Here is a 21,804-nt window from a genome sequence, read left to right as displayed (position 1 = left end):
TTCTCTCTTCCCGGTGTACTTTACCTGATCTTGAGGACAATTCGCCCCTGAACCGTTCGGTTGGCCACGGCACGCATGGCGTCGCTGGCATCCTCCAAAGGGAGGACGCGATCGATGTGCGGGCGGATTTTTCCGCCGGCCAGCAGTTGCATCAGCGTGGCGTTCATACGGGCGGCTTCAGCTGAGAATTTCTCCGCCCAGACGCCGACGAAGACGCCGAGGATGGAATAGTTCTTCAGCAGCGGGAGGTTCATCGGGAGCTGTGGAATTTCGCCGCTGGTGAAGCCGATCGGCATCAGCCGTCCGCCCCACTTCATCGACCGGGCCATCTGCTCGAATATCGCGCCGCCGACATTGTCGAAGCCGATATCGATCCCTTCGCCACCGGTGATCGCCTTGATCCGGTCGCGCAGATTCTCTGTGCGATAGTTGATGACCTCGCTGGCACCGTAGGCGCGCACCAGGTTCGCCTTGTCATCGGAGCCGATACCGGCGACGACGCGCAGGCCCAGGTGGCGGCCAAGGTCGACCGCGGCAAGGCCGACTCCGCCGGCGGCGCCGGTGACGTACAGCGTTTCGCCGCGCTGCGCCCTGGCCCGCTCGACCAGCGCATAATAGGCCGTGCCGTAATTGTGCAGGACCGTCGCCGCTGCCTCGAACGCGACGCCATCCGGCAGTCGCACGGTTTTCGATTCCTTCGCTATCATCCGTTCGGCGTAGCCGCCGGTCCAGGCGCTGCACGCCACGCGGTCACCAGGCGCGAATCCCGTGACCTTGTCGCCGACGGCGACGACGACACCGGATGCTTCCGTGCCGGGCACGAAGGGCGTCGGCGGCCGCATCTGATAGAGACCCGAGACCACCAACTGGTCCATGAAACTGACGGAGGCCGCATGGACGTCGATCAGGATCTCCTCGCGGGCCGGCTTCGGCTCGTCGATATCGCCGAGGCGCAAATCGGCGGGGCCAGTGAATGAGCTGCATAGAATTGCTCTCATCGTGTCGATCCAACGGATTGTCTGCATTCGGCAGGTTTGCGTAACGGCGTCGCATATCCCGCGACAAGCTTGACGAAATCTGCCTGTCGCGCTGCACCGGTCTTTTCAAACAGGCGCCGGACATGCGTCTTGATCGTCGTATTGGCGACGCCGAGTGCCGCCGCCACTTCGGGAACGCCGCCGAGTTCGACGATCGCGAGCATCACACGCAACTCGGTCGGCGTCAGTTTGAATGCCTTGCCGATCACTTCGGAACGAGACGGTAGCATCAGCGCCGCCCTGCGGACGAACAGCGCTGCGACGGCGCTGTAGGCGACACCCCCACGTCGGCGTGCGCCGGAAGTCAACGGCAGAGCATGGGCGACGTGGCGCTTCCCATCCCGCCCGATCATCGGCACCGCGATCCCGTCGGCGCCGAGGAACGCGTTTTCCTTCCCGGCGGCGGCGAAGAAATGCTGCAGGGTCCGGTTGATCGTCGGATCGCAAGCCGCGAGGTGCCCGCGGATTTCGTGCAGGATGTCGCGCGCTTCGATCATGTCCTGCCCGGCAGTATTGGCGTGAATGAGACGCGCCTCCGCGTCAACGAGACAAAGACCGACGTCAAGCCCATCGAGCGTATCGGCAAACGTGGCGGCCTCCGCCGACATCCGGGGAATAGCTGATATTGTATTCATTGCGACGCTCCAGCGGGCCGAGGCGGCTGGCGATCTTCCCGCCGACGACCGAAAAGACGGGGCAGCAGCATGGGAACGCGCCGGCGATAATCCTGGTAGGTCGCGCCGAACTCGGCGATCAGGTCGCGCTCCTCGAACTGAAGCGCGGCCAGGATGTAGGCGGTGTTTGCGAGCGCAAACAGGAGGTGGCCAACAGTCATCTCGGGCGTGGCCCAGAACGCGAGCAGAAAGCCGAGCATGATGGGATGGCGCACGATCTTGTAGAGCAGCGGCGTCCTGAACGATTGACCTGGTATCGCGCTCCCGCGGAACGCGACGAAGGCCTGGCGGAGGCCGAACAGATCGAAATGATCGATCATGTGGGTCGAGGCGAACGCGATCAGCCAGCCAAGCCAATGCACGCCGATCAGCAACCAGGCCGCTATTCCGCTCGCTTGCCAGACCGGCGTCGGGATCGGACGCCACTGCCAGAACAGCAGCAACAAGATCAGGCTGGAGAGCAGCACATAGGTGCTGCGCTGGCAGGCGAGGGGAAGGAATTTGGCCGACCATCGCTTAAAGGCCGGGCGCGCCATGACGCTGTGCTGGATCGCAAACAGGCTCATCAGCAGCAGGTTGACGACGATGGCGAAGCTCAGGTCCGTGGGGTTGCCGACATCGATCGACATGTCGATCGACTTGGGCACGACATAATTGCCGACGAAACCGAGCGCATAGAGAAATGAGACCGTGAAGATGACGTAGCTCACGATCGCGTAGAGCAAGATCAGGAAGCGCGAGATCATGTTTTTTCCTATTGTGCCTGATGCAGCCGTGCCGCATGCAGGAGCCTGAATTGCTCGCTGGCGAGCAGGCTCGATCTGCCCCGACTGCTATTGCTGGACCGTCCCCTGTGCGTCCCCCGGGGCGCCGCAAGGGGAGGGAGGACTTTCATGACGGCTTTCTCGCTGGGGACATTCGGGTTCCCTGAGGTCCACGCCGACGGCCGCCCGATCAAGTTGGCCTTGCGCAAGGGCCTGGCGCTGCTGGTCTATCTCGCGGAGGCCAAGGGTGCTGTGGCCCGGGACGTCCTGGCCACGCTGCTGTGGCCCGAGGCCGAGCGCGAGACCGGGCTTGCGCGATTGCGGCGGCTGCTTCACCGCATCGAGCTGACGCTCGGCCAGCAAGTGTTCGAGACCGATCGGACCAGTCTGCGATGGTCTCCGGCAGCCGCGCTGCAGGTCGATGCACATCTGTTCGAGAGCGCCTGCGATCGCGGTAACTTTGACGAGGCCAGCCAGATTTATCGGGGAGATTTCCTCGCAGGCTTCTCGCCAGAGGATTGTCCGGAATTCGACGACTGGGCGTTCTTCCGCCGCGAGGCGCTGCGGGGACGGCTGATGCACGCGCTGGAGCGTCTGGTGCAGGACAAGACCGCTGCCGGCGACTACTTTTCCGCGGCCACGCATGCGACCCGTCTGGCCGAGCTCGATCCTTTGAGCGAGGTCTATGGCCGGCATCTGATCCGCAGCCTGCTGCTGGCGGGCGACCGCAGCGCGGCAGAGCGGCACCATGCGGCACTGACGCGGCGGCTGCGTGACGAGCTTGGTGTTACGCCGGAAGCCGAGACCGCGGCGTTGATGAGTCCTGTGGCGGCACACTCCGTACCAGCGACGCGCTACGTCAAGGGCGCCGGTGTGCATCTGGCGTATCAGACCTATGGCAGCGGTCCGCTCGACATCCTGGTCATGCCCGGCTTCGTATCGCATGTGGAACGCGCCTGGGAGCATCCGGCGAGCCGAACCTTTCTGGCCTCACTGACGAAGCTGGGGCGTCTGATCGTGTTCGATCGTCGCGGGATCGGGTTGTCCGACCGGGTTGGGTCGGCGCCTGATATCGACGTCACCGCGGAGGATATCGGCACCGTGCTGCGCGCCGCGGATGCGCGCCGCGTCGTGCTGTTCGGCGCATCCGAGTGCGGACCGGCCTGCATCAAATTCGCCGTCGACGAGCCGCGTCTCGTGGCCGGACTCATCCTGTTCGGTGCATTGGCCAAGGGCTGCTGGTCGCAGGATTATCTGCACGCGTTGCGCGCCAGCCAGTACGACGCCTGGAGCAAGCACCTCATCGCACAATGGGGAGGTCCGGTGGGGATTGAGACCTTCGCACCCAGCCTTGCCGGCGATCCCCAGGCCCGCGCCTGGTGGGCGGGGCTATTGCGCGCGGCCTCCAGTCCCGGCGGCATCTCGGCCGTGCTCGAGGCGTTTCGCGACGCCGACGTGCGGCAGCTTTTGCCGCAAATTGCCATGCCGACACTGGTGCTGCATCGTCGTGACGACAAGGCCGTACGGATCGCGGCCGGCCGCGATGTGGCGAGCCGGATCAAAGGTGCGCAATTCGTCGAGCTCGACGGCAACGATCACTGGTTCTTCGCGGGTGATCAGAGGCCGGTGCTCGATGCGATCAGGGGATTTACGGAAGGATTGCCGAGGCGATGAGGCGAGGCACGTAAATCCGAGCCTCGGTCATTGGCACGTTTCGTGCCTGCCAAAGTGGCACAAAAAAGCGTCGCGTCTATCCGCTGCCTCGAGGAAATGAGCCGGCGCGACATAGTCTTAGCCAAGGAGACCCTGACATGAAACGCGAAGACCTCACCGAGAAGCTGCTCGACATCAAGCGCGAGAAGGGCTGGAGCTGGAAATATATCTGCGAAAAGATCGGCGGCTATTCCGAGGTGCTGATAACAGGCGCGATCCTCGGCCAGATGAAACTGACGAAGCCGCAGGCGGCCAACGCCGGCGAACTGTTCGGCCTGTCGAAGGCGGAGACCGCCATGCTGAACGAGGTGCCGATGCGCGGCACCGGCACGCCGATGCCGCCGACCGACCCGCTGATCTACCGCTTCTACGAGATGGTGATGGTCAACGGCCCGGCCTGGAAGGCGCTGATCGAGGAGGAGTTCGGCGACGGCATCATGTCGGCGATCGACTTCGACATGGCGATCGAGCGCGTGGCGAATCCGAAGGGCGACCGTGTCAAGTTCACGATGAGCGGCAAATTCCTGCCGTACAAATATTACGGCGCCAGCGCCAACGTGCCGGAATATGGGTTCAAGGAGGGATAGCTGGTTGGCATTCCGGGGGCGCATCTTGGACGTGCCCCGGAATGACGCTTCGCCTTATTTCCCGGCCTTCACCTCGGCCGCCGCCACCGCGATCAGCTCGTTCATTTTGGCCCGAATCGCCTGTTCGGTGATGGCGACGTTCTTGGCGGCGAAGTCGGCCATGACCTTCCGCAGGACGTCGGCGTCACCGGCTTCCTCGAAATCGGCCGCGACCACCTCCTTGGCATAGGCCGTGGCGGCATCGCCGGTAATGCCGAGCTTTTCGGCCGCCCACAGACCGAGCAGCCGGTTGCGGCGGGCTTCCGCCTTGAATTTCTGCTCCTCGTCGAGGGCAAACTTCTTCTCGAAGCCTTCCTCGCGCTTGTCCAACGTGCTCATGCCTTTTCCAATTCCCTGCTGACTGGACCCGGCTGGCCCTCGTTGCGAGAGCCCCGGTGCATGCCTAGATAGGGGGCAGGAATCGGCAAAACAACGAGCCGTTAAGCCGCAGGCAAGGCGGTATAAGTTTGATGCCGGACGGCCGGATCGATTGTGCTGGGACAGCCAATCGGATAGGTTGCCTCAGGCTGGGTTCCCGTTCTGTTTTCCAGGGGTTCCGGGCCGTTCACGGCAGCTCCGCTGTGGGTCGTAGTCTCGTCAACCGGAGCACACCAAATACATGGATTTCAACAAAACACGGTACATCCCCATGAGCCGTCGGCGTCGCATTTATGAAGGCAAGGCAAAGGTTCTTTACGAAGGCCCGGAGCCCGGTACCCTGATCCAGCACTTCAAGGATGACGCCACCGCGTTCAATGCGAAAAAGCATCAGGTGATCGAGGGCAAGGGCGTCCTCAACAACCGGATCTCGGAGTACCTGTTTCAGCACCTCAACGACATCGGGGTGCCGACCCATTTCATCCGCCGCCTCAATATGCGCGAGCAGTTGATTCGCGAAGTCGAGATCGTGCCGCTGGAAGTGGTGGTGCGGAACGTTGCCGCCGGCTCGCTGTCGCAGCGCCTCGGCATCGAGGAGGGCACGCAGCTGCCTCGCTCGATCATCGAGTTCTACTACAAGAACGACCAGCTCAACGATCCCATGGTGTCGGAAGAGCACATCACCGCTTTCGGTTGGGCGACGCCGCAGGAGATCGACGACATCATGGCGCTCGCCATTCGTGTCAACGACTTCCTGACCGGCCTCTTCCTCGGCATCGGCATCCGCCTCGTCGACTTCAAGATGGAGTGCGGCCGGCTGTTCGAGAACGAGATGATGCGGATCATCGTCGCCGACGAGATCTCGCCGGATAGCTGCCGCCTGTGGGACATCAAGTCGAACGAGAAGCTCGACAAGGACCGTTTCCGCAGGGATCTCGGTGGGCTGCTCGAGGCCTATACCGAAGTCGCCAAGCGTCTCGGCATTCTCATGGAGAACGAGCGTCCGGCGGGCTCCGGCCCGGTGCTGGTGAAGAGCTAAGAGGAATCTGACGTGAAGGCACGTGTTACCGTGACGTTGAAAACGGGCATCCTCGATCCGCAGGGCAAGGCGATCGAGGGTGCGTTGAAGTCGCTCGGCGTCGACGGCGTCGCCAGCGTCCGGCAGGGCAAGGTGTTCGACATCGAGCTCGCGGGCGCCGACAAGGCGAAGGCGGAGGCGGCGTTGAAGGATGCCGCCGACAAGCTGCTGGCGAATACCGTGATCGAGAACTACCGGGTCGAGCTGATCGGGTGAACGGGATGGCTCACAGCCATCCGACCCGACGAAAACGCCAATACAGCGCGCCGCACGCCGTCAGCATCACGCCGAGCAGCGTGTAATAGCCGTACTCCCAGTCCAGCTCCGGCATGTGCTTGAAGTTCATGCCGTAGATGCCGGCAAGCGCGGTCGGGATCGCGATGATCGCGAGCCAGGAGGCAAGTTTCTTGGAGACCGCCGTCTCCTGGGCCTGGCCGACCAGCAGGCTCGCTTCGAAGGCGAAGGCCAGCACCTCGCGCATGGAATCGATCCGCTCCTGGATGTTGCGGACGTGGTCGGTGACGTCGCGGAACAGCGGCTGCATCGTCGCGCGCACCATCGCAAGCTCGTCGTGCTCCAGACGGCGGCAGACCTCCACCAGCGGCCCGATCGCGGTCCTGAGCCGCAAGAGGTCGCGGCGCAGCATATAGAGCCGCTCGATCTGCGCCTTGCTGATCGCCTTGGAGAGCACGTCATCCTCGATGCTCTCGACCTCTTCGTGAATGCTCTCGAGCACGGGCGAGTAGTTGTCGACGATGAAATCGAGGATGGCGTAGAGGATGTAGTCCTCGCCGCGCGCGAGCGCTCGCGGGCAGCTTTCGCAACGTTCGCGCACCGGCGTGTAGGATGTCGACGCGCCGTGGCGCACCGAGACCAGATAGCCTTCGCCAACGAAGATGTGCGTCTCGCCGAAGGCGATCCGGCCCTCGATCAGTTGCGCGGTTCGCGCCACGATGAACAGGGCCTCGCCATATTGCTCGATCTTCGGTCTCTGATGGGCGTGGTTGGCGTCCTCGATGGCAAGCTCGTGCAGGTCGAACTGCTTCTGCACCGCGCTGAGCAGCGCCATGTCGGGCTCGTGCAGCCCGATCCAGACCACGTGGCCGGGCTTCGCCCGCCAGCTCGAGGCCTCGCTGATGGCAATATTGGCGACGCGCCGGCCGTCGACATAGGCACCGGCGGCGATCACGCCCTCGGTGGACACCGGCTCGGAGAGGGATGCGGGCAGCGAGGGGACATTCATGGCTTTAATCCCGGGCGAATCGATCGGCCGATGGCGGGCTATGGCCTGTGCACAACGCTCGCGGGCAAGGCTAGCACTGGTAAAATCCCCGTCAAATGGATATGTCTGCTCACGATTTGGCAGCCGTGCCAGCCCCATTCAATCTTCGTTCGGAACCTCTGCCATGAAAGCCGCCATCCTCGTCTTTCCCGGAATCAACCGCGAGCGCGACATGGCGCGTGCCTTGAGGCTGATCTCGGGCAGCGAGCCCGCGATGGTGTGGCATGCCGAGACGTCGCTGCCTGATGGCACCGACCTCGTGGTGGTGCCCGGCGGGTTCTCCTATGGCGATTATCTGCGCTGCGGCGCGATTGCGGCGCGGGCGCCGGTGATGGACGCGGTGCGCGACTATGCGGCCAAGGGCGGCCTCGTGCTCGGCGTCTGCAACGGTTTTCAGATCCTCTGCGAGTCCGGCCTCTTGCCTGGCGTCCTGATGCGCAATGCGCGGCTGAAATTCATCTGCCACGACGTGCATCTGCGCGTGGAGCGCTCCGACACGCCATTCACGCGCGGCTACAATGCCGGGCAGGTGATCCGCGTGCCCATCGCGCATGGCGAGGGCAATTATGCGGCGGACGCGGAGACCATCAAGCGGCTCGAAGGCGAGGGTCGCGTCCTTTACCGCTATTGCTCGGCTGACGGCGCGATCGACGATATCAGCAACATCAACGGCGCCGCGCAATCCATCGCCGGCATCGTCAACGACAAGGGCAACGTGCTCGGCATGATGCCGCATCCGGAAAACCACGTCGAAGACATCATGGGCTGCACCGACGGTCGCGGCCTGTTCGCCGGCCTCACCGCGCATCTGGAAAAAGCCGCGTGATTGCGTTCGTGCTGAAGCGGCTGCCGGCCGCTGTCGCCGTCGTTGCGTTCGCGACGGTCGCGTTCGCACAGGATTTCCCCAAGCGTCCCGTCACCATGATCGTGCCGTTCGCGGCCGGCGGCACGTCCGACGTGATCGCGCGCACGGTTGCCGAGCAGATGGGCATCGCGCTCGGCCAGACCATCGTCATCGAGAACGTCGCCGGCGCCGGCGGATCGACCGCACTGGCGCGCGCCTCCCGTGCCGAGCCTGACGGTTACACCATTGCGATCGGCAATGCCGGCACCAACGCCGCGACCTATACGATCTATCCAAAGCTGCCGTTCACGCCGGACTCCTTCGTGCCGATCGCCATGGTGGCGAAGACGTTCGGCATCATCGCCGTGCGCAAGGATTTTCCGGCAAAGGACCTGAAAGAATTCATCGCCTACGCCAAGGCCAATCCGGGTAAGATCAATCTCGGCCATGCCGGCGTCGGGTCCTCGAACTACCTGATCTGCAAGAGCTTCGTCACAGCCGCCGGGATCGACGCGACGCTGGTCGGCTATCGCGGCGCCGCCCCCGCGCTCACCGATGCGATCGGCGGCCAGATCGACGGCGTCTGCGATGCGGCAGCCTCGGTCTCGCAGTCGATCAACGAGAAGCTGGCGCGCGGGCTCGTGGTCGGCTCGACCGTGCGGCTCGCGACCCTGCCGGATCTGCCGACGTCGGCCGAAGCCGGCCTGCCCGAATTCGAGGCACAGGGCTGGAATGGTCTGTTCGCGCCCAAGGGTACTCCGCCGGCGGTCATTGCCATGCTGAATGCCGCCGCGCGTACGGCCGTGGAAACCGACGCGGTGAAGAAACGGTTCGCCGACCTCTCGACCGTTGCCCCCGATCCCGACGAGCACACGCCCGAGGTGCTGCAAAAGCTCGTGACGCGCGACGTCGAGAAGTACCGCAAGATGCTGGCCGACGACGCCAAGTAATAGCGCGAGGCTCCTGACGGTTGGCATCATCGCCACCGAGAACGCTTACCCCGCAGCAGGAATGCGGGCGATCACCTTGATCTCGAAGTCGAACCCGGCAAGCCAATTCACTCCGACTGCCGTCCAGTTCGGATAGGGTGCCTCCCCGATCTCCGCAGCGCGAATTGCCATCACCTTCTCGATCTGCGTGGCCGGATCGGTATGGAACGTGGTGACGTCCACCACATCGTCCAGCGTGCATCCGGCCGCTGCGAGAACGGCACGCAGATTGGCAAACGCGCGTCGGACCTGGTCCTCAAACACCGGTTCGGGCGAGCCGTCCTCGCGACTTCCAACCTGCCCGGAGACGAAGAGCAGGTCGCCGGACCGGATCGCGGCCGAATAGCGGTGCGCTTCATAGAGGGCGTGGCGGCCGGCCGGGAAGATTGCGTCGCGCTTGGGCATGTCTGGATCCTTGATTGATGGATGGCGGTCGCAGCTGTGGTGGGCAGGGCCTGCCACTGGATTTCCACGAGCTGTTCATATACGTAGCGTATGTGGAATATGGATCACATACGGACCGTATGTCAATAGGGTCGGCAAATGGAGTTGGGAAGCATGGCGAAGGGCAAGCGCGCCGAGGCGATGGCGGAAAGTCGGGCCAAGCTCATCCGCGCGGCGCGCAGGGCGTTTGCCACACAGGGCTATGCAGCCGCGTCGATGGACGAGCTGACTGCTTCCGTCGGACTGACGCGGGGCGCGCTGTATCACAACTTCGAAGACAAGAAGGGGCTGCTCTGGGCCGTCGTTGAGCAGATCGACAGCGAAATGGCGGAACGGCTCCGCACGGCCCGCGAGCAAGCGCCGAGCTTGTGGCAAGGACTGCTTGCAGAGGGGACCGCCTATATCGAGATGGCGCTCGATCCTGAAATTCAGCGCGTCATGCTTCTGGATGGACCGGCCGTGCTCGGTGATCCATCCAAGTGGCCCGGCGAGAATGCCTGTCTTGAGATTACCATGCGAACCATTCGGTCGCTGATCGAACAGGGGATTGTGAAGCCCGTCGATGTCGAAGCGGCGGGACGCTTGCTGAACGGGGCTGCGCTGAGCGCAGCGCTGTGGGTCGCCGCAGCCGACGATCCGCCAGGCGTCCTGACCAAGGCCGTTGACGCCTTCCAAGCGTTGGCGAGCGGATTGTTGCGCAAGCCGCATTGAGCGCCTCGTGCCGAACGGCGGAAGCAGCGGGTCACCGCAGCTTCAACCGCTCCGTCGGCATCGTCATCGCGGCGACGCCCGCCATGACCAGCACCAGTCCCAGCGCCAGGTTCGAGGGCACGCTCTCGCCGAGCAGCAGCACGGAGAGGCCGACGCCGATCGGGATGCGCAAATAGCCTTGCGCGTTCGTCGTCAGCGTGCCGAGCCGTCCCAGGCACATGTAGAACAGCATCAGCCCCAACGCGCTGGAGACTATGCCCATGACAATGGTGGCTGTGATCGCGGTCGGCGTCGGGTGCAGCGTCCAGGGCTGGTCGACGATCAGCGAAGGCGGCAGCAGCACGAGGCCGCCGAACAGCAGCGAGCCGGCTGCCACCACCATCGGATCGTATTCGGACAGCCGCAGGCCGAAGATCGTGGCGCAGGCGAACGAGATGGTGGCGAGCAGGATGGCGATCTCGGCCACGATCTCGCTGCCGAAGCCGCGCAGCGCATCCAGGCCCACGATGACGATTGTGCCGGCGAGGCCGAGGAGCGCGCCCAAGAGCTTCAACAGCGTTGCCGGTTCGTGACGCGTGATCAGCGAGGTGATCAGGAAGGCGAAGATCGGCGTGGTCGAGGCCAGCACCACCGTGTTCGACGCCGGCACATATTGCTGCGACCAGGTGATGATCAGGAACGGAAAGGTCGAGTTGATCAATTGCTGGGTGGCGAACAACTTCCACGCCTTGGCGTCGGTCGGGATCCTGACGCCGCGCATCCACAGGATCGCGAACAGGAAGGCGGCCGCGATCAGCGAGCGCGCCGAGATGAAGGTCACGGGCGGGATCGTATCCAGCGCGAGCTTCGCCAGCGGATAGGTTGAACTCCAGCAGCAGGCCAGCGCGAACAGCAGCGCATAGTCGCGCCAGTTGCGCGCGCCTGTGGCGGGCATGGACGGCAATTGCGAGACTGTGGCCCGCCCCGTCGGCGATGTGCTCTGCGGCACCTTGATGTTGCTCCCCGGCGCGACAGCGCTGGACACAAGTCTGGGCGAGGGGGCGCCAAAAGGGAAGGCGGCGAGCTATGCGTTTGGCTGCGGTGCCGGCTTCCGCTTCACCCGCTTGATTGTGCCGGAGAAGGTGAAGAGAGGCCGCCCGCCCGATATCAGCTTGCCGCGCAGGAAGATCAGCGAGCCGCCGGCGCGGGAGACCTCGCCGACGCATTCGATCAACTCGCCTTCGCGCGCCGCGTCGAGGAAGTCGCAGGCGAAATTGGTGGTCACCGCCGGCCCATCCAGTTCGTGGGTGGCGATCGCGAACAGGCAATAGTCGGCAAACGCCATGAAGCAGCCGCCATGGACGTTTCCGGAGCCGTTGAGGTGCTTTTTCTCGACCCGGAACGCCGAGCGGACGCTGCCGTCGTCCTCGATCTTGTGCCAGAACGGGCCGATATGGCTCTCAAAACTGTCACGAATCCAGGTTCGCCAGCCCTGGAATTCCCCATCGGTGGCGACGTGGAGGTCGGGGCGGCGAGGCGGGGGCGCTTTGGTCAATTCATGCAAGGAAATGGGCCTTCAATTGCGGGTCTTTTGTCCTTAAATCCGATCTGTCCGCGCTGTGCAATTCCTGTTCCCGCAGCCCCCGGCCGCAAAACGTGGGACAGCGGGAAAATGCGCCATAAAGGGCTTTTCCAAGCCGTCCGATGTTCCTAAGAACGGCCAACCGCCGTCGAAAGCCCAAATTCCATGAAGAACGAACCCAAGATCACCCCCGAGCTGATTGCCGCCCACGGGCTCAAGCCCGACGAGTATGAGCGCATTCTCAAGCTGATCGGGCGGGAGCCGACCTTCACCGAGCTCGGCATCTTCTCGGCGATGTGGAACGAGCACTGCTCGTACAAATCCTCGCGCCTCCATCTGAAGGGCTTGCCGACCAAGGCGCCCTGGGTGATCCAGGGCCCGGGCGAGAATGCCGGTGTGATCGACATCGGCGACGGCCAGGCAGTGGTCTTCAAGATGGAGAGCCACAACCACCCGAGCTACATCGAGCCTTACCAGGGCGCGACCACCGGTGTCGGTGGCATCTTGCGCGACGTTTTCACCATGGGCGCGCGGCCGATCGCCTGCCTCAACGCGCTGAGCTTTGGCGCACCGGAGCATGCCAGGACGCGGCATCTCGTCTCCGGTGTCGTCGCTGGCGTCGGCGGCTACGGCAACTCGTTCGGCGTGCCGACGGTCGGCGGCCAGGTCCGTTTCCACACCCGCTATGACGGCAACATTCTCGTCAACGCGATGGCGGTCGGCCTCGCCGATACCGACAAGATCTTCTATGCCGCCGCCTCCGGCGTGAACATGCCGATCGTCTATCTCGGCTCCAAGACCGGCCGCGACGGCATCCACGGCGCTTCGATGGCCTCGGCCGAGTTCGACGACAAGTCCGAAGAGAAGCGTCCGACCGTGCAGGTCGGCGATCCCTTTGCCGAAAAGCTGCTGTTGGAGGCTTGTCTCGAGATCATGGAGAAGGGCTGCGTCATCGCGATCCAGGACATGGGCGCGGCGGGCCTGACCTGTTCGGCGGTGGAGATGGGCGCCAAGGGCGACCTCGGCGTCGATCTCGATCTCGACGCGGTGCCGACGCGCGAGATCGGCATGAGCGCCTACGAGATGATGCTCTCGGAGAGCCAGGAGCGCATGCTCATGGTGCTCAAGCCCGAGAAGGAGAAAGAGGCCGAGGCGATCTTCAAGAAGTGGGGCCTCGATTTCGCCGTGGTCGGCTACACCACGCCGAGCAAGCGCTTCGTGGTCAAGCATGGCGGTGACGTCATGGCCGATTTGCCGATCAAGGAGCTCGGCGACGAGGCGCCGCTCTATGATCGCCCGCATGTCCCCTCCGCCGCGCTGCCGGTCGTGCATGCGCGCGAGGTGGCAGCGCCAATGGGTCTCGGTGCCGCGCTCGAAAAGCTGATCGGAACGCCCGATATGTGCAGCAAGCGCTGGGTCTGGGAGCAGTACGACCACGTCATTCTCGGCAACACCATGCAGCGTCCCGGCGGCGATGCCGCGGTTGTGCGCGTGCAGGACGGCCCGAAGGGCTTGGCGCTGACCGTCGACGTGACGCCGCGCTATTGCGAGGCCGATCCGTTTGAAGGCGGCAAGCAGGCGGTGGCGGAAGCCTGGCGCAACATCACCGCGGTTGGCGGCAAGCCGCTTGCGATCACCGACAATCTCAATTTCGGCAATCCTGAGCGGCCCGAGATCATGGGCCAGTTCGTCGGCTGCCTGAAGGGCATCTCGGAAGCCTGCCGTACGCTCGACTTCCCGGTCGTGTCCGGCAACGTCTCGCTCTACAACGAGACCAACGGCCGCGCGATCTTGCCGACGCCCTCGATCGGCGGCGTCGGCCTGCTCGATGATTTCACCAAGTCCGCGTCGCTCGCCTTCAAGGCCGAAGGCGAGGCGATCCTCCTGATCGGCGAGACCCATGGCTGGCTCGGCCAGTCCGTTTACTTGCGCGACATCTGCGGTCGCGAGGAGGGCGCGCCGCCGCCGGTCGATCTCGCCGCCGAGAGGCGCAACGGCGACTGCGTGCGCGGCATGATCCATGCGGGCACCGCGACCGCCGTGCACGATCTGTCCGACGGGGGCCTGCTGATCGCGCTGGCCGAGATGGCGATGGCGAGCGGCATCGGCGCCAAACTGCTCGCGGCGCCGACCTCCTTGGTGCCTCAGGCCTATTGGTTCGGCGAGGACCAGGCGCGCTATCTCGTCACCGTGCCTGAAACCGAGGCCGGCCGCGTGCTCGCCAAGATGCGCGGCTGCGAGGTGCCCTGCGTGCGGATCGGCACTACCGGCGGCGACGCGATCGCGATCGCGGGCGAAGCGCCTGTAACGATCGAGGCGCTGCGGACCTCGTTCGAGCGCTGGCTGCCGGAGTATATGGGCGGCAAGGCAGCCTGAGGGGCTGAACCGGTAGCCCGGATGAGCGAAGCGATATCCGGGTCTTTGTCGTGAGGTTTCCCGGATATCGCTACGCTCATCCGGGCTACGGGTATCGCGCCTCACAACACGTGCGACGCTCCCGGAATCTTCCGTAAGGCCGCCGTCAGACCCCAGCTCAGGATCACCGTAAGCACGAAGCCGATCGCAGCCTTCACGATCGCCGGCAGGCTGTAGTCGAACAACGCGTACTGGATCCACAACGCGATCGGGTAGTGCACCAGGAAGATGCCGTAGGCATCCGCCTGCATGCGGTCGAGCAGGTTCGGGCCCGGCGACTTCTGGTGCAGGAAGAACGCGAGAATCGCGAGCAGGATCGAGCCTGAGAACAGCACGAAGAACGTACCGTAGATCGCCTGATACCAGTGCGGTTGTGGGTCGGGATTACCGAGGATCTCGCGCTTGATGTAGATCATGCCCCACATCAGGCAGTAGGGGATCAGCGTGGCGATCACCCACAGCCAGCGCTGTTTCGGCAACTGCCCGCCGGCGCTGAGGATGCCGCGATCGAAGTTGGCCGCTCCAACGCTGACGCCGATAAAGAAATAGGCGAAGTAGAGCAGGATGCGGCTCGCCTGCACCGAGAACGGCCCGAGCTCGAACCATTTGCTGCCGCCGAAATAGAGCAGCGCCGGCACGTAGGCGATTGCCGTGACGACGACGAGCAGCAGCCAGAATACGGCCGGCTGGTCGAATCCGCGCAGCGACACCCGGTTGCCCGGGTCGACCAGATGCGCGGAGACCCGGTAGAGCAGGCTCGCGGTCAGGTCGAATGCCAGCAGCACCCACACGAACCAGATCGGGCCGCTCGGCCACGGGCCAACCGTGATCGTCTTCCACCAGAACGCCGTGAAGCTCAGCCCGGGATCGTGCCGCAGCGCGATCGCGTAATAGGCGAGCGGGATGACGGTGAACGCCGCGATCGCGAACGGCAGCCCGAGCCGCAACAGGCGGTCGCGGAGAAAAACTGACGGCGCCTTGCGCGCGATGCCCGGCCAGGTGAACAGTCCCGACAGGAAGAAGAACATTGCCATGAAGAAGCTGTCGGTGGCCAGCACGACCACGTCGAAACCGGCCCAGGACGCCGGATCGGTGTGCCCGAAATAGGTGTAGGGAATCACGGCGTGGTGCAGCAGCACCACCAGCGTCAGGAAGGTGCGGGCGCGATCGAGCGACAGATTGCGCGCCTTGGCCCTCGGCGCCGCGTGCGCCTCTGCCCCGATCGTCGCTGAATGTGACATCGTCATCGTGGCCGCCCCGGTCGCGCTTCTGTCCCGCCCGGACTTTGCCGCCGGGAACCGGATTCAGCAAGGGTCGTTTGGGACGCCCGCAGGCCTGAGACCGCCAGGAACCAGTTCCCTGCGACGAAGTTAGCGTTCGCCAAAAGGGCTTGAGGACCGCGGCAGGCGGTACAATTTCGGAGCTGGCGATGACGATCCTGAAATGGGCACTGATCTTCTTACTTGTCTCGATCGTAGCCGGCGTGCTCGGCTTCACCGGGATCTCGGCCGCCTCCGCCGACATCGCCCGCTTCCTGTTCTACGTGTTCGTCGCGATCTTCCTGGTGCTGCTGATCCTGGGGCTGACGATATTCAGGGCGTAGCGGGGGCGCTGCCCACGCACACAGTCGTCATGCCCGGGCTTGCCGTCTTCGCTGAAGCTTCGCCGGCCCAACACCTATAGCCCGGCGAAGCCTCGGCGGAGCCGGGTCCCGGGCATCGACGTTGTTCTGTATCCGCGATTGCCCAAAAACGTGGATGGCCGGGACGAGCCCGGCCATGACGGAAGCAGCTACCCCAATTCCTCGATCTTCACCTTGTCCGGATAGAAGGCGAGATGGCCCGAAATCTCGGTCATCGCGGGAAAGGGGGCCTCATAAGTCCAGATCGCGTTGTCCAGTGTCTTGCCGTCCGCCTTGACGCTGTAATAGCTCGCATCCCCCTTGTAGGGGCAGTGGGTGACGCGGTCGGTGCGCTCTAGCAGCGCCATGTTGGCGTCCTGCCGCGGCACATATTGCACCGCCGGATATTTCGCCTCTTTCAGCGTCAGCGCTTTGGTGGTCTCGGCGATCACGATATCGCCGGCTGTGACGCGGACGCGCCGGGGATTTGGGGTGATGGTGATGGGGTGGTCGGGCCCTGGAAGCTTCATGATTTCACGCCTTTTTCGATCACTCTGCCGCGCGCGGCACTTTGTCGTGGCTTTATCCAGATCGGATCACCGATATAGTGCCGGAAGGCGTGACGTAGAAGGCCGTTCACGCTAAGTTTGGCCGCGCCGGAAGGTTGGCTTTGTAGAACCGGACCCCGGCAGCGATTCGACGACAAGACTGATTGCAGCCGAGACAGGAGCACGACCCGAATGCCAATGGACGCCCACGATATCGAGGCGATGATCAAGGCAGCGATCCCCGATGCCGAGGTGACCATCCGTGACCTCGCCGGGGACGGCGATCACTATGCCGCGACCGTGATCTCGGAGACCTTCCGCGGCAAGTCCCGCGTCCAGCAGCACCAGATCGTCTATCAGTCCCTCCGCGGCCAGATGGGCGGCGTGCTGCATGCGCTGGCGCTGCAAACCGGGGTGCCGGGCGCTTGATCTGATCGTGACGGGGTGATGACGATGGCTGCGGACAATCCGCGCGGCGCGATGTTTCGCGTCATCTTGCCAAACCAGCACAGCCGCGTCACCAATGCCGAGCTGTTCTTCGACCTGGTCTTCGTTTTCGCGATCACGCAGGTCTCGCACACACTCCTGCACCATTTCACGCCGCTCGGTGCGGTGCACGTCGCGGTGCTGTTTCTCGCGGTATGGTGGGTGTGGGTCTACACCGCCTGGGTCACCAACTGGCTCGATCCCGAGCTGACGCCGGTCCGGATCCTGCTCTTCCTGATGATGTTGGGCGGCCTCGTGCTGTCGACGACGATCCCGACCGCCTTCGAGGGGCGGGGCCTGTGGTTTGCGATCGCTTACGCAACGATGCAGGTCGGGCGCACCGCCTTCTGGATGATTGCCACGCCGCGGCATCGAACTGCGGTCCGGCACAATGCAATCCGCATCCTGACGTGGCTCTCGTTCTCCGCGATCTTCTGGATCCTCGGCGGCCTCGCCCATGACGAGGCGCGGCTATGGTTCTGGATCGTGGCGCTGACGATCGAATATGTCTCGCCGGCGGTGCGCTTCTGGGTCCCCAAGCTGGGCTTCTCGTCGGTCGAGGCCTGGGCGGTCGAAGGCGGCCACATGGCCGAGCGCTGCTCGCTGTTCGTCATCATCGCGCTTGGCGAGGCCGTTGTCGTCAACGGCGCGACGTTTGCCGAGCTTGACTGGACCGCGGACAACATTTCGGCCTTCGTCTCCGCGCTGGTCGGCAGCATCGCGATGTGGTGGGTCTATTTCCACAAGGGCGCCGAGGCCGGAGCCGAGCGCATCTCGAGATCCGCCGAATCCGGCCGCTTGGCGCGGCTCGCCTACACCTACCTGCATATGCCGATCGTCGCCGGCATCATCCTGACCGCGGTCTCCGACGAACTCGTGCTGAAGCATCCGGTGGGGCATTCAGATGTCAGGATCATCGTGAGCACGATCGGCGGGCCGCTGCTGTTCCTGGTCGGCACCATCCTCTTCAAGCACGCGATCCGCGGCTTCCTCCAGCTCTCGCACGGGATTGGCATCATCGCGCTCGCGGCACTGTGGTGGTTTGCCGCCGAACTGTCGCCGCTATGGCTGTCGGTCGCCGCGACGGTGATCATGATCGTTGTTGCGGTATGGGAGTCGGTTTCGCTGGGATCGACGCCGGAAGAAGCCGAGGAGCATTGAGCCGCCGCCATTGGCGCCGGAGCGCTTACTCCGCCACCTCCAGCGCGTGCACCGAGAACATCTTCGCCGCATCCGTCCAGCTCTCGCGCACCCGCCAACCCGCGCCTTGCGCCAGCGTCGCGAAGCGCTCGATGCTGTATTTGTAGCTGTTCTCGGTGTGGATGCTCTCGCCGGCGCGGAACGAAAAGCTGGTGCCGAGCAGGCGCACGGTCTGGCTCTTCTTGCTGATCAGGTGCATCTCGATGCGGTGCCGCTCGCGATTGTAGATCGCGCGATGGGTGAAGGCGGAAAGGTCGAAATTGCCGCCGAGCTCGCGGTTGATCCGCACCAGCACATTGAGATTGAAGCGAGCGGTGACGCCGGCGGCATCGTTATAGGCGTCGTGGAGCAGGCGCTCCTCCTTCTCGAGATCGGCGCCGATGATCATCTGCGCGCCGCGGCCCAGAATGGCGCGTGCGCTCTTCAGGAAGGCCTGCGCTTCATGCGGCTCGAAATTGCCGATGGTCGAGCCTGGGAAGAACCCGACCTTGGGCATGGTCGCCACCGCCTTGGGCAGCTCGAACGGCGTGGTGAAGTCGGCCGCCACCGGGTAGATGCCGAGTGACGGAAAATCCCGCTTCAGTCCGTTTGCCTGCGCCGTCAGGAAGTCGCCGGAGATGTCGACGGGCACATAGGCCGCGAACTTGCAGTGGTTGAGCAGCAGGCGGACCTTTGTGGTCGCGCCTGCGCCGAATTCGACGAGGGCCGCGTGCTCCGGAATGATTTTCGCGATCTCGCTGCCGCGCTCCTTCAGGATCGCTAGCTCCGTGCGCGTCGGGTAATATTCCGGCAGCCGCGTGATGGCCTCGAACAATTCAGATCCGGCCGCATCGTAGAAATATTTCGGCGACAGCTTTTTAGGCTGCTGCGAGAGGTCCTCGATGGCCTCGCGGGCAAAGGCGGTGGTCTGTTCGTCGGGAAGATGGGCTTCGGCCAAGGCGCTAGCGTGCACATTCATGATACTCTCCTGAACGCGCTGTCCGGCGCGCATTTGTCGTCGGATGAGAATTTTACCCGTAGTCGGCGAGCCGCAGTCCCGTGAATTGCCAGCGGTGGTGCGGATAGAAGAAGTTGCGATAGGTGATACGGCTGTGCCCCTCCGGAGTTGCAAGCGAAGAGCCGCGCAGCACCAGCTGGTTGACCATGAACTTGCCGTTGTATTCGCCGAGCGCGCCTTCGATCGCGCGATAGCCGGGATAGGGCGAGTAGGACGATCGCGTCCACTGCCAGACAATGCCGAAGGCATCGTTGAGCTGGCCCGAGCGGGCCGCGACCTCCCATTCCATCTCGGTCGGCAGATGTTTTCCGGCCCAGCGCGCAAAGGCGTCAGCCTCGTAATAGCTGACGTGGCAGACGGGCGCGTCGGGATCGACCGGCTTGAGGCCGGCCGGCGTCATCACATGCCATTGGCCGTCGATCTCGCGCCAATGACCGGGGCAGTCCCAGCCCTCGTTGTTCACGGCCGCAAAACCGTCCATCAGCCACAGCGTTGCGGTCCGGTAGCCCCCGTCACGCATGAAGGCGAGCCATTCGCGATTGGTGACGAGATTGCGTGCGAGCTTGACCGGGCCGACGAGGGCGCGGTGTGCCGGCTTCTCGTTGTCGAAATGAAAACTATCATCGACGTGACCGACGGTGTGGATGCCTTCGTTCAGCGTCAGCCAATCCTCGCTGGCCGGCGTCGCGGCCGGGAAGCGCCAGTCCGGATCATAGGCCGGCGGGATCGGGTTCTGCGCGAAGGCGTGCAGGATGTCGGTGAACATCAATTCCTGATGCTGCTGCTCGTGGTTGAGGCCGACCTCGACCAGCGGCGCGATCTCGCGCAGCTTGTCCTCGCCGGCGTCGCGGAAGAATGTCACGACGGCAGCGTCGACATGTTTTCGATAAGCGCCGACCTGATCGGCGCTCGGACGGGTGATGTCGCCGCGGTGATTGCGGGAATGGCGCGGACCGGCGCTGACGTAATAGGAATTGAACAGGAAGGCGAAGTCAGGGTGAAAGGGCCGGTAGCCCGCACAGTGCTCGCCGAGCACGAACTGCTCCCAGAACCACGTGGTGTGCGCTCTGTGCCATTTCGTCGGGCTCGCATCCGGCATGGACTGGATCTGCTGGTCCTCCGGCGACAGTGGCGCGGCCCGGCGCTCCGTCTCGTCGCGAACGGCGAGAAACGCGTCTTCCAGCCTCTGGGCAAGGCCGCCCAAATCGACCGACAGTGACGGAGCGGGGGCCGGAGCGGAGGCTTGTTTCGTCACGTTTTTCTCCAGACAGGACAAGAGAACGTTGTTGGTGTGGACGGGTTCCAAAACGCCGGGTTCGTCCTAGATAGGGGCTCCGTGACGGTATGAAAGTCCTCCCTGACGATGATATTCGTGGCATCATGCAATGGGCCGGTGCAGCCGAGAGCGGTCCACAAGAGGCAGCTCGCCGCCATTTTACTTTGGATGCACAACGGTTTGGGCTACATATATACCCAGGTATCGGGTTAGATCGGCGGAGCCAGCCCGAAGCAATTGGAGTGGGCTCCGCCCCATAAGGACACGGATATGAGCATCGAGGAATTCATCGCCAACGAAGTGAAGTCGAACGACGTGGTTCTGTTCATGAAGGGCACACCGCAATTTCCGCAGTGCGGGTTCTCCGGCCAGGTCGTCCAGATCCTCGACCACATGGGCGTCGGCTATAAGGGCCTCAACGTTCTCGAATCCGCCGAACTGCGCAACGGCATCAAGGACTATTCGAACTGGCCGACCATTCCGCAGCTCTATGTGAAGGGCGAGTTCGTCGGCGGCTGCGACATTGTCCGCGAGATGTTCCAAGCCGGTGAATTGCAGCAGCTCTTCTCCGAAAAGGGCGTCGCTGTCGCGGCCTGATACGTGACCCAGCTGACGCGCCGGATCGGCGGCGCGGAGCTCAAGGTCATCGTTGCTGACATCACCACGCTGAGCGTTGACGCCATCGTCAACGCGGCCAACACGTCGCTCCTGGGTGGGGGCGGCGTGGATGGCGCGATCCATCGGGCGGCCGGGCCCGAGCTTCTAGCCGAGTGCCGGAAGCTCGGAGGATGCCCGACCGGCGATGCCAAGATCACGAAGGGCTACCTTCTCCCTGCGCGTCATGTCATCCATGCAGTCGGTCCGGTCTGGCACGGCGGCACTCGCGGTGAGGCAGAGGCGCTGGGCTCCTGTTATCGCCGTGCACTTGAGCTCTGCGGGGCCAATCAGCTGACCTCCGTGGCGTTCTCCGCGATTTCGACCGGGGTTTACGGCTTTCCAGCCGACCAGGCCGCGAAGATTGCGGTCCATGCGACCATTGAGGCCCTGCCGGCCGCGCCGTTGGTCGTCGACGTCATATTTTGCTGTTTCTCGGAAAAGAGCGCGGCTCTGCACGCGGACGCTTTGGCGCGGTACGGCGGCCCTTGTGCCTGATGACGTGG

General features: G+C 63.9%; 25 protein-coding genes. 13 read left to right on the top strand and 12 right to left on the bottom strand.

The window, feature by feature from the left end:
* Positions 1-20: 20 nt before the first annotated feature.
* Genes ACFQX9_RS15750 through mddA form a run of 3 tightly spaced genes read right to left on the bottom strand, consistent with a single transcriptional unit; the run spans position 21 to position 2,457 of the window.
* Positions 21-998: an NADPH:quinone oxidoreductase family protein gene (locus ACFQX9_RS15750; protein WP_377789322.1), complete on the bottom strand. Its 978-nt coding sequence runs from the start codon at positions 996-998 to the stop codon at positions 21-23.
* On the bottom strand, positions 995-1,645 hold the full coding sequence (locus tag ACFQX9_RS15745; protein ID WP_377789320.1) for a helix-turn-helix transcriptional regulator: 651 nt from the start codon (positions 1,643-1,645) through the stop codon (positions 995-997). The genes ACFQX9_RS15750 and ACFQX9_RS15745 overlap by 4 nt, the downstream gene beginning before the upstream one ends.
* A gap of 23 nt (positions 1,646-1,668) precedes the next feature.
* A complete protein-coding gene (mddA, locus tag ACFQX9_RS15740) occupies positions 1,669-2,457 on the bottom strand; it encodes a methanethiol S-methyltransferase (protein ID WP_377789318.1) in 789 nt (262 codons plus the stop codon).
* Between the two features lie 147 nt (positions 2,458-2,604).
* Between mddA and ACFQX9_RS15735 the strand changes: the two genes are divergently transcribed.
* Positions 2,605-4,149, top strand: coding sequence for an alpha/beta fold hydrolase (locus ACFQX9_RS15735; protein ID WP_377789317.1), 1,545 nt, complete (start codon positions 2,605-2,607; stop codon positions 4,147-4,149).
* A 137-nt stretch (positions 4,150-4,286) separates the two neighbouring features.
* Positions 4,287-4,775, top strand: a complete 489-nt coding sequence (gene cynS, locus ACFQX9_RS15730; RefSeq protein WP_377789315.1) for a cyanase — start codon at positions 4,287-4,289, stop codon at positions 4,773-4,775.
* Positions 4,776-4,829: 54 nt separating this feature from the next.
* On the opposite strand, the gene ACFQX9_RS15725 is transcribed toward cynS, so the two are convergent.
* Positions 4,830-5,153: a DUF1476 domain-containing protein gene (locus tag ACFQX9_RS15725; protein WP_007602260.1), complete on the bottom strand. Its 324-nt coding sequence runs from the start codon at positions 5,151-5,153 to the stop codon at positions 4,830-4,832.
* A gap of 310 nt (positions 5,154-5,463) precedes the next feature.
* Here ACFQX9_RS15725 and purC point away from each other — a divergent pair, with 310 nt between their 5' ends.
* A complete protein-coding gene (purC, locus tag ACFQX9_RS15720; protein WP_008974302.1) occupies positions 5,464-6,231 on the top strand; it encodes a phosphoribosylaminoimidazolesuccinocarboxamide synthase in 768 nt (255 codons plus the stop codon).
* Between the two features lie 12 nt (positions 6,232-6,243).
* The gene (gene purS / locus ACFQX9_RS15715) at positions 6,244-6,486 is read left to right on the top strand and encodes a phosphoribosylformylglycinamidine synthase subunit PurS (RefSeq protein WP_007602264.1); all 243 of its coding nucleotides are present in this window, start codon (positions 6,244-6,246) and stop codon (positions 6,484-6,486) included.
* Positions 6,487-6,496: 10 nt separating this feature from the next.
* Here the strand turns inward: purS and ACFQX9_RS15710 are convergent, their stop codons facing one another.
* Entirely contained in the window at positions 6,497-7,513 is a 1,017-nt protein-coding gene (locus ACFQX9_RS15710) for a magnesium and cobalt transport protein CorA (protein WP_018455523.1), read from the bottom strand.
* Between the two features lie 163 nt (positions 7,514-7,676).
* On the opposite strand from ACFQX9_RS15710, the gene purQ reads away from it, so the two are divergent.
* Entirely contained in the window at positions 7,677-8,378 is a 702-nt protein-coding gene (gene purQ / locus ACFQX9_RS15705; protein ID WP_018455524.1) for a phosphoribosylformylglycinamidine synthase subunit PurQ, read from the top strand.
* Positions 8,375-9,346: a tripartite tricarboxylate transporter substrate binding protein BugD gene (locus tag ACFQX9_RS15700; protein ID WP_377789312.1), complete on the top strand. Its 972-nt coding sequence runs from the start codon at positions 8,375-8,377 to the stop codon at positions 9,344-9,346. The genes purQ and ACFQX9_RS15700 overlap by 4 nt, the downstream gene beginning before the upstream one ends.
* Before the next feature lie 45 nt (positions 9,347-9,391).
* On the opposite strand, the gene ACFQX9_RS15695 is transcribed toward ACFQX9_RS15700, so the two are convergent.
* Positions 9,392-9,790, bottom strand: coding sequence for a RidA family protein (locus ACFQX9_RS15695; protein WP_018455526.1), 399 nt, complete (start codon positions 9,788-9,790; stop codon positions 9,392-9,394).
* A gap of 153 nt (positions 9,791-9,943) precedes the next feature.
* Between ACFQX9_RS15695 and ACFQX9_RS15690 the strand changes: the two genes are divergently transcribed.
* Complete coding sequence (locus ACFQX9_RS15690) at positions 9,944-10,540, top strand: TetR/AcrR family transcriptional regulator (RefSeq protein WP_085349363.1); 597 nt, start codon at positions 9,944-9,946, stop codon at positions 10,538-10,540.
* Between the two features lie 31 nt (positions 10,541-10,571).
* On the opposite strand, the gene ACFQX9_RS15685 is transcribed toward ACFQX9_RS15690, so the two are convergent.
* Entirely contained in the window at positions 10,572-11,528 is a 957-nt protein-coding gene (locus tag ACFQX9_RS15685; RefSeq protein ID WP_377789308.1) for a DMT family transporter, read from the bottom strand.
* 75 nt (positions 11,529-11,603) lie between these two features.
* The gene (locus ACFQX9_RS15680) at positions 11,604-12,083 is read right to left on the bottom strand and encodes a PaaI family thioesterase (protein WP_085384292.1); all 480 of its coding nucleotides are present in this window, start codon (positions 12,081-12,083) and stop codon (positions 11,604-11,606) included.
* Positions 12,084-12,266: 183 nt separating this feature from the next.
* Here ACFQX9_RS15680 and purL point away from each other — a divergent pair, with 183 nt between their 5' ends.
* Complete coding sequence (purL, locus tag ACFQX9_RS15675) at positions 12,267-14,477, top strand: phosphoribosylformylglycinamidine synthase subunit PurL (protein WP_247392673.1); 2,211 nt, start codon at positions 12,267-12,269, stop codon at positions 14,475-14,477.
* A 101-nt stretch (positions 14,478-14,578) separates the two neighbouring features.
* Here purL and ACFQX9_RS15670 read toward each other — a convergent pair whose 3' ends face one another.
* Complete coding sequence (locus tag ACFQX9_RS15670) at positions 14,579-15,757, bottom strand: acyltransferase (protein ID WP_377789532.1); 1,179 nt, start codon at positions 15,755-15,757, stop codon at positions 14,579-14,581.
* 188 nt (positions 15,758-15,945) lie between these two features.
* Between ACFQX9_RS15670 and ACFQX9_RS15665 the strand changes: the two genes are divergently transcribed.
* Positions 15,946-16,119, top strand: coding sequence for a DUF1328 domain-containing protein (locus ACFQX9_RS15665; RefSeq protein ID WP_007602280.1), 174 nt, complete (start codon positions 15,946-15,948; stop codon positions 16,117-16,119).
* Between the two features lie 188 nt (positions 16,120-16,307).
* Here the strand turns inward: ACFQX9_RS15665 and ACFQX9_RS15660 are convergent, their stop codons facing one another.
* The gene (locus tag ACFQX9_RS15660) at positions 16,308-16,667 is read right to left on the bottom strand and encodes a DUF427 domain-containing protein (protein WP_018455532.1); all 360 of its coding nucleotides are present in this window, start codon (positions 16,665-16,667) and stop codon (positions 16,308-16,310) included.
* 210 nt (positions 16,668-16,877) lie between these two features.
* On the opposite strand from ACFQX9_RS15660, the gene ACFQX9_RS15655 reads away from it, so the two are divergent.
* Together ACFQX9_RS15655 and ACFQX9_RS15650 are read left to right on the top strand one after the other, a co-directional pair.
* Positions 16,878-17,114 (top strand): BolA/IbaG family iron-sulfur metabolism protein, encoded by a 237-nt coding sequence (locus ACFQX9_RS15655; protein ID WP_007602284.1) that lies wholly within the window; start codon positions 16,878-16,880, stop codon positions 17,112-17,114.
* A 24-nt stretch (positions 17,115-17,138) separates the two neighbouring features.
* Positions 17,139-18,332 (top strand): low temperature requirement protein A, encoded by a 1,194-nt coding sequence (locus ACFQX9_RS15650; RefSeq protein ID WP_085358889.1) that lies wholly within the window; start codon positions 17,139-17,141, stop codon positions 18,330-18,332.
* Positions 18,333-18,357: 25 nt separating this feature from the next.
* Here ACFQX9_RS15650 and egtD read toward each other — a convergent pair whose 3' ends face one another.
* Together egtD and egtB are read right to left on the bottom strand one after the other, a co-directional pair.
* On the bottom strand, positions 18,358-19,329 hold the full coding sequence (gene egtD, locus ACFQX9_RS15645; protein ID WP_085384329.1) for an L-histidine N(alpha)-methyltransferase: 972 nt from the start codon (positions 19,327-19,329) through the stop codon (positions 18,358-18,360).
* A 52-nt stretch (positions 19,330-19,381) separates the two neighbouring features.
* Positions 19,382-20,674: an ergothioneine biosynthesis protein EgtB gene (egtB, locus tag ACFQX9_RS15640; protein ID WP_377789303.1), complete on the bottom strand. Its 1,293-nt coding sequence runs from the start codon at positions 20,672-20,674 to the stop codon at positions 19,382-19,384.
* Between the two features lie 240 nt (positions 20,675-20,914).
* Between egtB and grxD the strand changes: the two genes are divergently transcribed.
* Together grxD and ACFQX9_RS15630 are read left to right on the top strand one after the other, a co-directional pair.
* The gene (gene grxD, locus ACFQX9_RS15635; RefSeq protein WP_377789301.1) at positions 20,915-21,241 is read left to right on the top strand and encodes a Grx4 family monothiol glutaredoxin; all 327 of its coding nucleotides are present in this window, start codon (positions 20,915-20,917) and stop codon (positions 21,239-21,241) included.
* A 3-nt stretch (positions 21,242-21,244) separates the two neighbouring features.
* Entirely contained in the window at positions 21,245-21,796 is a 552-nt protein-coding gene (locus ACFQX9_RS15630) for an O-acetyl-ADP-ribose deacetylase (protein WP_377789299.1), read from the top strand.
* The last annotated feature ends 8 nt before the right edge of the window (positions 21,797-21,804 follow it).

Source organism: Bradyrhizobium sp. GCM10028915 (assembly GCF_042666195.1).
GTDB lineage: Bacteria > Pseudomonadota > Alphaproteobacteria > Rhizobiales > Xanthobacteraceae > Bradyrhizobium > Bradyrhizobium canariense_D.
The sequence above is the reverse complement of the archived record's forward strand: the minus strand, read 5'-3'. Positions and strand labels throughout refer to the sequence as shown.